This window comes from Streptococcus pseudopneumoniae (assembly GCF_001072375.1).
Taxonomy (GTDB): domain Bacteria; phylum Bacillota; class Bacilli; order Lactobacillales; family Streptococcaceae; genus Streptococcus; species Streptococcus pseudopneumoniae_L.
This window is the reverse complement of sequence record NZ_JVKV01000091.1, coordinates 1-2,126: the sequence shown is the minus strand read 5'-3', so window position 1 is coordinate 2,126 and position 2,126 is coordinate 1. Positions and strand designations below refer to the sequence as shown.

Below are 2,126 nucleotides of genomic sequence, written 5' to 3'. Positions count from 1 at the left end.
ACTACGCTGATTTCATCAGCTTTTACAGCCCTACTCAACTGTGCAGAGGTGGGACGACGAAATCGAATTCTAACGAATTACCAATTTCTGTCCCACTCTCTTTTTTGATGCATTTATCTCTAGATTTGCACAATTTTGCGATAGCTTCTTGAAGTAATCATAAAGATTAGGACATAGACTAAAGCAAAGATACCACAGATAGAAAGGGTTACACTTAACATCATGGCTGAATCAACAACACCAACGACCTTGAGAATCAGGCTCAACATGTGATAAGCAAAAGCCAGATGAAGAAAGGCAAAGGCCAGAGGTAGGAAGAAAACAGTCAAGACCTGCTTGTTAATGGTTTGCTTGATTTGTTTTTGATCCAAGCCAACTTTTTGCAGAATGACAAAGCGTTCACGGTCTTCATAACCTTCTGAAATTTGTTTATAGTAGATAACGAGTACAGTACCTACCATAAAGATGATAGAGAGAAAAATACCGATAAAGAGGACTCCACCAAAGAGAGCGTTCATTTCGACAGTTGACTCACTCGCAATGTTTGCACCGTAAACCATACCATCCTCGTTCTTGAGATTGTGACTGAAATTATTCACATACGCATCGAAATCATCAGATAGCTTTAACTGTTCCTCTTTACTTGCTGTCACATCCATTCCACCATATAGCTGAGTGTATATAGCAGAATCCTGGTATTTATCTAAAAAGTCCTGCAAATTTGAGACAACAAGGTAGTTATAATCTGAGATCAAAAGTACATACTGGTTAGCAACATGGTCTCTGAGGAAATCTTGCTGGATTTCTTGCTTGATCGTATAGTTCTGATTGTTCAGACTGAATGCTTTTTGACCTTTAAGGCCATCGTTCTTAGCGAATAGTCCCACCTCATTATTCGTAAGGTTCAGCTTTTGTCCAGTCATTTTTTCATAGTCTTTTTGATCAAAAACTAGGAAAACTGTCTTGGGCATAACACTATTTTGACCTTTTGCAAAGGTGGTTAATTTGGTACCATCTTGACTAGAAAGGCCGAAACTTGCATAGCTAAGAACATCCTTAGTGCTGATTGTTAGGTTCTTTTCCTTGGCATACTGAGTTAAAAGTTGGTCTAAATCCTCAACTTCTACATTTTGTCCTGAAATTGACATATCGTGAGGATACAGGAGTTTTTTAATATTTTCAGAACCATTGTAGATACTGGTTGCTGCCGACATGGTGACCAAAACCATGGTGGAAAGGATGGCGATAGTCGCTAAACCAACCGCATTTTTCTTCATACGGAAAATGAGGTTAGAAACAGAGATGAGATTGTTAGGTTTGTAGTAATATTTCTTGTTTTTCTTGAGCATTTTCAAGAAAACTGTAATCCCAGCATTGAACAAGAGATAGGTTCCTAAAATGACCAGTATTACAGCTAAAAAGAAGGTAGAAATAGCTAATAGAGCATTTGTTACGCTTTGAGCTAGATAATAGCCACTACCTAAAGAGAGTAGTCCCAAGATTGTCTGAAACACTAGGAAACGGCCCTTCTTCTCACCTTTTGCTTTCTCACGAGATAGTTGGAGAGCATCCATACGGATAATGCGGATAGCATTTAGGAAGACAATGACTAAAAAGATAAAACCAAATACCAGAAGGATGGAAAGGACTACGGACCATTGGAAGGTTGCGACTAACTCCACCTTCATCTTTGAAAGTTTGAGCAATAAAGCGAAAATCAGATTGTCAAAGAGGGCACCAATTCCAATACCAGCAGTGACTGTTACTAACCCAAATATCAAGAGTTCCTTAAAGGTCATACTAATCAGATGACGCTTCTCCAAGCCCAACATACCATATATACCCAGTTCTTTGGAACGATTTTTCATGACAAAACTGTTGGCATAAAGGACGATAATGGCAGATGCAAGTGTTACTACGATGAGACCTAGTTGTAGGGTAAATTGAATAGAAGATCCACCCCGCATTTCTACCATTTTAGGATTAAAAGTTAATGAATAAAATAGGTAGCTGATAGTAACTGCAAGGAGAACTGCTAGTGCAAAAGGATAATAGAGTTTGCGGTTTTTGATTAAGTTGGAAATGGCCAACTTATTGGTTAATCGAAACATACTAGTTCACCTCAC

1 protein-coding gene is annotated in these 2,126 nt (G+C 38.4%); it reads right to left on the bottom strand.

What is annotated here, in order from left to right; all coding sequences use genetic code 11:
- Window positions 1–119: 119 nt before the first annotated feature.
- Window positions 120–2,111, bottom strand: coding sequence for an ABC transporter permease (locus tag ADH31_RS07190; protein ID WP_049509830.1), 1,992 nt, complete (start codon window positions 2,109–2,111; stop codon window positions 120–122).
- Window positions 2,112–2,126 lie beyond the last annotated feature (15 nt).